This is a genomic window from Bacteroides cellulosilyticus DSM 14838, assembly GCF_000158035.1.
Classification (GTDB): domain Bacteria; phylum Bacteroidota; class Bacteroidia; order Bacteroidales; family Bacteroidaceae; genus Bacteroides; species Bacteroides cellulosilyticus.
The window spans coordinates 107,184-114,640 of sequence record NZ_EQ973490.1; the positions used below are offsets into that span (position 1 = coordinate 107,184).

A 7,457-nucleotide genomic window follows, 5' to 3' on the forward strand; every position below is an offset into this window, starting at 1 on the left:
CGTGGACTGCAAACAGTTCACGCCTTTTTTCTATCTTTAAATAAGATAAGCGGTACCTCAGCATAACTTTTTTCATGCAAGCATGAAAGTTCTGCATTCGATTTGCATTATCTTTGCATTGTGTACAAAGTATTTCTGTTATGAAGCAAAAATTACCCACTATCCCCGGCCCTATCGGTGTATTCGACTCCGGATATGGCGGACTGACTATCCTGAGCAAGATACGGGAAGCCTTGCCCCAGTACGATTACATCTATTTGGGAGATAATGCACGTTCCCCCTATGGTACACGTTCTTTCGAAATCGTGTATGAGTTCACATTGCAAGCTGTCACCCGATTGTTCGAAATGGGATGCCATCTCGTTATCCTGGCATGCAATACGGCGTCCGCCAAGGCATTACGCAGCATACAAATGAACGATCTTCCCGAAATGGATCCTGCACGTCGCGTACTGGGCGTCATCCGTCCTACTGTGGAATGTATCGGGAATATTACCCATAGTCGCCATGTAGGAATTCTGGCTACTGCGGGAACCATAAAGTCGGAATCCTATCCGCTGGAAATACATAAACTTTTTCCGGATATCCAGGTGGAGGGTGAAGCCTGTCCGTTATGGGTATCCCTCGTAGAAAACAATGAGGCGGAAGGAGACGGAACTGATTATTTTGTACGCAAATATATCAACGAACTTCTGTCAAAAGATGAACAAATCGATACGGTCATTCTCGGATGTACCCATTATCCAATACTGCTACCTAAAATAGAGAAGTATATGCCCAAGGGCATTACCACCGTAGCACAAGGGGAGTTAGTAGCAACTAGTCTGAAAGATTATTTACAGCGTCACCCGGAAATGGATGCCAAATGTACAAAAGGCGGAAATTGCACCTACTACACTACGGAAGCAGAAGAGAAGTTCACCGAATCGGCATCTACCTTTCTGAATGAAGCGGTAACTGTGCAGCGAATAGAGTTATAATCGCCAAACATTTAAGGATAAAACAAATCTTTTCTCCGAAATACTTGTTATATTTGTAATATATAAATCTATTAATTCTTACCATTATGAAATCAACAGACTATAGCCGCACAGTTGAAGTGTTCAAAGGATCACCGTGGGAAGCAGAACTTGTTAAGGGTTTACTCGAAAACAATGGTATAGCAACTATTATCAAAGATGGACTTATGAGCACCATCGCACCTTATATAGCACCAGATGTAACCATTCTCGTCAGCGAGGAAACATATGAAGATGCCATGGAGATAATCCGTGAACGTGATAAAGGAAAAGACGAAGAATAATCCTTTCACTTTCCTCCAGAAACCACATAAGAACGATATACAACACATGGAACAACAATTTTCGAGAATAGCTGTAAAGGTAGGCAGCAATGTCCTGACACGTCGTGACGGTACTCTGGACGTAACACGCATGTCCGCTTTGGTCGATCAGATAGCTGAACTGCATAAGACAGGAGTAGAAGTCATACTTGTGTCGTCCGGAGCCGTAGCTTCCGGACGTAGCGAAGTGCACTCCGCCAAGAAGTTGGACAGTGTAGATCAGCGCCAGCTTTTCTCTGCCGTAGGCCAAGCCAAACTAATCAACCGTTATTACGAACTCTTTCGCGAACATGGTATTCCTGTTGGTCAAGTGCTGACTATGAAAGAGAATTTTGCTACCCGCAGACACTATCTCAATCAAAAGAACTGCATGACGGTGATGTTAGAGAATGGAGTGATTCCCATCGTCAATGAAAACGATACGATTTCTGTAAGCGAACTGATGTTTACGGATAATGATGAGTTGTCCGGCCTGATAGCCTCCATGATGGACGCACAGGCTTTGATTATTCTCAGTAATATTGACGGAATTTACAATGGTTCTCCTGCTGATCCAGCTTCTGAAGTGATCCGTGAAATCGGTCAGGGAAAAGACCTTTCTTCATACATTCAGACCTCCAAGTCCAGCTTCGGCCGTGGCGGAATGCTAACTAAAACCAATATTGCCCGTAAAGTAGCTGATGAAGGTATCACAGTTATCATTGCCAATGGTAAGCGGGACAATATCCTTGTCGATTTGATTCAACACCCTGAAAGTACGCTATGTACCCGCTTCACTCCTTCTCCCGAACCTGTATCCAGTGTAAAGAAATGGATTGCACACAGCGAGGGGTTTGCCAAAGGCGAGTTACACATCAATTACTGTGCTACCGAATTGCTTTTTTCGGATAAGGCAGTCAGCATTCTACCTGTAGGCATCATCGACGTCATCGGCGAATTTGAAAAGGATGACATTGTGCGGATTGTAGACTTCGGAGGTAAGCCCATCGGTGTGGGTAAGGCAAACTGTGATTCCACACAGGCTAGGGAAGCAATGGGAAAGCATGGCAAGAAACCAGTAGTACACTACGATTATCTCTACATAGAGTAATAAAGAAAAGGAAAGAAGGTGCATTAGGATTACTCTTAATGCACCTTCTTTTTATTTCATGCCGTGAAACTGTCAGTTTCATTACTTGAAACCGTTTGTTTCATGCCGTGAAACTCTCAGTTTCAAGCTGAGATACCAGTACTGCTACTATAACTTCCAACTTACAGTATGGAATGAGTGGGGAGGCAACGTAAGCGTTACCTTCTGTTCCCTCACTTTTACACACATTGTTTCCTCATTATCAGTCATATTTGCAACGATGGCAGTGATTGTACCATCCGGATTAACGAAAGCAAGCATATTCTTATCCGACGGTGTTTCCAGCCTATAAGCGCCTGTCTGTACAAAATGCCCTAAATGCTTCATCAGATAAAATTCCGGATTATACTTTACGGTTTGTTGCTTCTTGTCAATGGACACCATAGAATTCTGATTCCATCCCCAAGGACTAATGCCCGGAGTAGGAAGAATCATATTCCAATAGTGATAGGAATTGATACCATTACTGAAATAATGCTTCATCAGGTTCCATGCATATTCAGCATAATCCCATGAGTTTGCTCCGTTGCCACATTCAGTCTCAGTTTGCATCAGGTTCAGATTAGGATATTCACGATGGATAGTTGGGATAGCCTTCTTACCATCCCACTGGAAACCAACACCCTTAATGTACTTAGCTGCCTGTTCATCCCGCAAAGCAGTGCGCACATAATCCGGATTGGATGTATTGATAGTTCCAAAATAAATATCAGTTTTGATATTCTCCCGCTCGAAAGTCGGCCCCAGATAATGCCCCAGGAAGAAAGTCAGATCTTCCGTGCGCCATTTACAACTGGGAAAAACCTGGTTGGAACAAGGCTCATTCTGAACATGGATACATTCCAGCGGTAATCCTTCGGCTTCATAAGCTTTAATAAAACGCGCAAAGTAATCGGCATACGTTTTCAGATACCCCTCTTCCATCCGGAAACCGGTACTGAATTCTGCTATAGCTTCATGCGGTAGCAATCCATTCACGTCTTTCTCTCCGGACGGACGAACCGCAGAAGCATAATGATTATTCGTCTTCATCCAAGGCGGAGGACACCAGGGAGAAGCCCAAATGCGCAAGTCAGGATTTATCTGACGGGCAGCTTTAATATAAGGAATCAGAATATACCTGTCACGGTCGATATTGAAATTCACCAGATTAAAGTCTCCTGCAACATCCGCAGAAGAGTAAAAACTCATGGCAAAGTCATTAGCTCCCATCGGAAGACGACAATAGTCGAAGCAAGCTCCATCTTTGCCAAAGATAGCTTGAAGAACAGCTTCACGATCTTCAGCCGACAAGGCATTCAGCGCATCCCAACCCATTTCATTGAAGCATCCACCTATACCCGTAATCAATTGTAAGCGTTGAGCCGGGTCAAGCACAATCTCTGCTCCGGTAGTTGTACGTTCCGGCTTTACCTTCTGTTTCACCCACGGAGAAGTCTGAGTGGTAGTATACCACTCGACCTTCTGCGCTGAAACAGTTCCACTTAGCAGGAACAGTAAAATCAGACTTATTAACCTCATAAGCTATCTTATTTTCTTTGTTTCACCATCTGGATAGTTCCGTCTTCATTGTAGTAAAGTTTGTCTACACAAATAGAGCGCAACCAGTCATGATTAGATAAAGCACTGTTGTGGTAGAATGCAAACCACTGGCCTTTATATTCTACGATAGAACCGTGATTGGTATAGCTGTCTGTAGGCTCCATATAGATACCCATAGATTTCCAGGGACCGAGCGGGTTATCACTGATAGCATAGCGCATACGGTTGTCACCTTTCACACCGTCATTCCAGTTTTCATCGTGATTATCGGAATAAGAGAGATAGTATTTTCCATTATATTTATGAATCCATGTAGCTTCGTGGAAGTCTTCCAGACCTTCCATTTCCTTCATTTCTCCATCCAGTTCCACCATATTATCTTTCAGTTTGCCACCTTTACAAATCTGGCCGCCACCGTTATAGATATAAGCCTGACCGTCATCATCCACAAATACACAAGGGTCGATCAACGGGTCCATTCCTTCGATATACCCCTGCACAGTAAAATTAGCAGCCGGCTCTTTGCTGGTAGCTACACCGATCTTCCAACTATCATTCCACTTCGTATCACTGGGATGCGGGAAGTAGAAATAGTACGTACCATCCTTGTAAGCACAGTCGGGAGCCCACATAAATCCACCTTCTTTGCGCCCCCAGGGCACTTGTGACGAATTCAGAATTTCACCATGATCTGTCCAATTCACCATATCATCCGTAGAGAACACATGATAACGATCCATCAAATCGCAACCACGCGGAGGATCTATATCATGCGAAGCATATACATACAAACGTCCGTCCGCCCATACATGTGCCGAAGGATCGGCGGTGTACATGTGCGTGATAAATGGATTGGGAGCCATACTGTCAATTCCCGCCGCTTCTTCTTTCGTCGAATTGCTTTTAGGCGACTGACAAGAGAACATAACTCCCACCAGGAATAATGCAAAAATAGGATAAAAATGCTTTTTCATAAGTAATGTGTTTTATATTAGTAATTAATAGCACTGTTTCTGTCATTTCTGCAATACCGAAACCACTTTCTGTAAACGAATATCAGCAGAAGAAGCACCTACCATGATCGTATAATCACCGGAAGGACAGACAAACTTATCTTTCGCCTCATCCCAATAACGCAACAGATCTTTACGCAATTTCAAAGTCACCTTCTTGTTTTCACCACTCTTCAATGTGACACGCTCAAAACCTTTCAGCTCTTTGATAGGCATTATTTCATCCCGTTCAGGCAACTTCACGTATACTTGAGCAACCTCATCACCTGCATATTTACCTGAATTCTTCAGTTGGAAAGAAACATTTATCTCCTCTTCACCATCTGCCACTTGCAGGTTGGAATACTTGAACGTGGTATAACTTAAACCATAACCGAAAGGATACAGAACATCCCCTTTGAAGTATTTATAAGTACGTCCCTTAGTTATATCATAATCATCAAACGGAGGGAGTTCATCCAGACTTCTGTAATAGGTCAACGGCAGACGGCCACCCGGATTATAATCACCAAACAAGACTTCCGCTACAGCTTTACCACCACTTTCACCGGGATACCAAGCATTCACGATAGCCGGAATATGCTCATCCATCCAGTTGATGGCCAATGAGCTACCTGCTACCAATACAACTACGATATTCGGATTTACTTTGTAGATTTCCTGCAAGAACTCTTGTTGGTCCGCCGGAAGCTGAATATCATATCTGTCTTGCCCTTCACGTTCTATTGACTTATTAATGCCCAATACGGCAACCACTGTCTCACACTCACGCACCGCCTTTCCGGCTTCGCCATACAAATCCAATCGCGTCACTTTTCCTACCTGTGGAACACGCCATTGCAGTTTGGCAATAGCATAGTCACGGTTATCATAATATTCAGCCTTCAACTGATAATCTTTTCCGGCTTCCAGATAAATAGTAGCGGTATCAGTCCGGACAGCATGTCCCGGCCACGCATCAATCAGCATCTTACCGTCAATGCTCAGGCGACAACCGTCATCCGATGTGAAACTAAGTGTATATTGTCCGGTAACCGTAGGACGCAATTTTCCGGTCCAACGGACAGACAAAGGAGATTTAGGCAAGAAGGGATCCGGTGCCTGGTTGGCAGGCTCAAAGTTGATCCATTCTTCTTTACGCACTTTCGGAGTTCCCTGCAACTTGGTATTGTCAAAATACTCGGCCTTCAATCCTTCCGGAAAACTGGCACCCTGTATAAGTTCCATTCCGTCTACAGCAGACTTCCATGGGGCGTATACCACTTTTACATCATCGCCTACCCTGTCTTTAATACCTTGTAATACAGAGATCGGAGCGATTACCGGCAATCCGCTATAATCACCAAACTCACTGCTACCCGCATTGATGCCTACCACTGCTATGGATTTTACCTTCCTGGCGTTAAGCGGCAACATTTTCTTTTGATTCTTGAGTAATACAATACACTCACGTGCAGCATTCAAAGCCACTTCCTGATGTTCTGCCGATCCTATCACAGCAGGAGATATTTTCGTATAAGGATTCTGTTCTCCACTATCGAACAATCCTAATTCCATACGCGCTCTCAACACCCGATAGGCTGCGGAGTCGATGTCCGCATCCGTAACCATATATTGACGGTATGCACTCAGCAAAGGCTGGTCATATACATCATCTCCACATTCCAGATCCAAACCTGCTTTTATGGATAAAGCAGCGGCTGCTTCTTTAGTCTTTACATATTTATGCGCATTCACTAACAAAGAAGGTCCACCGCAATCGGAAACCACATATCCTTTAAATCCCCAGTCCTTACGAAGTACTTTCGTCAATAACCAGGCGTTCAAGGTACAAGGCACATCATTCAGCGCATTGTATGCTGACATGATGGAAGCTGATTTACCATCCTTCACGCACGCTTCAAAAGCCGGAAGGTAATATTCACGTAACTGTTTTTCTGAAATCTGCGGATTACATACAAAGCGATTGTGTTCTTCATTATTGGCTGCAAAATGCTTGGGAGTTGACACAATCTTCAGATAACGGTCATCATCGCCTTGCAGACCTTTCACAAAAGCAGTACCCATGATACCACTTAAATAAGGGTCTTCTCCGTAAGTTTCCGGAGTACGTCCCCAACGTGGGTCACGCGCCATATTCACTGTGGGAGACCAGAAGGTCAGCAAGTCACTGAACTGGCTTTTCTGCTCCCGTCCCTGATCCAATTCATTCCAACGGGCACGGGCCTCATCAGAAATAACCGTAGCTACCTGCAATTGCAGCTCCGGATTCCAGGTTGCCGCCAGTCCGATAGCTTGCGGAAAAACGGTAAAGCGTCCCGGTCGAACCACTCCGTGAAGCGCCTCGTTACCGTGGTAATACTTAGGAATATCCAGACGGGAAATTCCCGGAGAGGTGGCACGCAACAGGCTGATTTTTTCTTCAACCGTC

Annotated in this window: 6 protein-coding genes; 3 read left to right on the plus strand and 3 right to left on the minus strand. The window is 44.3% G+C overall.

Annotated features, from left to right (window positions below):
- Positions 1-140: 140 nt before the first annotated feature.
- The 3 genes from murI (at position 141) to proB (ending at position 2,432) form a co-directional block, all read left to right on the plus strand.
- Positions 141-980 (plus strand): glutamate racemase, encoded by an 840-nt coding sequence (gene murI / locus BACCELL_RS05500; RefSeq protein ID WP_007210612.1) that lies wholly within the window; start codon positions 141-143, stop codon positions 978-980.
- Positions 981-1,066: 86 nt separating this feature from the next.
- On the plus strand, positions 1,067-1,303 hold the full coding sequence (locus BACCELL_RS05505; RefSeq protein WP_007210613.1) for a DUF2007-related protein: 237 nt from the start codon (positions 1,067-1,069) through the stop codon (positions 1,301-1,303).
- A 46-nt stretch (positions 1,304-1,349) separates the two neighbouring features.
- Positions 1,350-2,432, plus strand: a complete 1,083-nt coding sequence (proB, locus tag BACCELL_RS05510) for a glutamate 5-kinase (protein ID WP_007217072.1) — start codon at positions 1,350-1,352, stop codon at positions 2,430-2,432.
- A gap of 147 nt (positions 2,433-2,579) precedes the next feature.
- Here proB and BACCELL_RS05515 read toward each other — a convergent pair whose 3' ends face one another.
- The 3 genes from BACCELL_RS05515 to BACCELL_RS05525 all read right to left on the minus strand — a co-directional run.
- Complete coding sequence (locus BACCELL_RS05515; protein WP_007210615.1) at positions 2,580-3,992, minus strand: glycoside hydrolase family 30 protein; 1,413 nt, start codon at positions 3,990-3,992, stop codon at positions 2,580-2,582.
- 8 nt (positions 3,993-4,000) lie between these two features.
- A complete protein-coding gene (locus BACCELL_RS05520) occupies positions 4,001-4,987 on the minus strand; it encodes a family 43 glycosylhydrolase (RefSeq protein ID WP_007210616.1) in 987 nt (328 codons plus the stop codon).
- Positions 4,988-5,029: 42 nt separating this feature from the next.
- Positions 5,030-7,457, minus strand: a 2,428-nt coding sequence (locus tag BACCELL_RS05525) for a beta-glucosidase (RefSeq protein WP_007210617.1), incomplete at its 5' end; no start/stop codon positions are given.

Bases quoted from the DNA above. Each gene is read 5' to 3' on its own strand.
- murI (WP_007210612.1), top strand. From the start codon at position 141: ATGAAGCAAAAATTACCCACTATCCCCGGCCCTATCGGTGTATTCGAC.
- BACCELL_RS05505 (WP_007210613.1), top strand. From the start codon at position 1,067: ATGAAATCAACAGACTATAGCCGCACAGTTGAAGTGTTCAAAGGATCA.
- proB (WP_007217072.1), top strand. From the start codon at position 1,350: ATGGAACAACAATTTTCGAGAATAGCTGTAAAGGTAGGCAGCAATGTC.
- BACCELL_RS05515 (WP_007210615.1), bottom strand. From the start codon at position 3,992: ATGAGGTTAATAAGTCTGATTTTACTGTTCCTGCTAAGTGGAACTGTT.
- BACCELL_RS05520 (WP_007210616.1), bottom strand. From the start codon at position 4,987: ATGAAAAAGCATTTTTATCCTATTTTTGCATTATTCCTGGTGGGAGTT.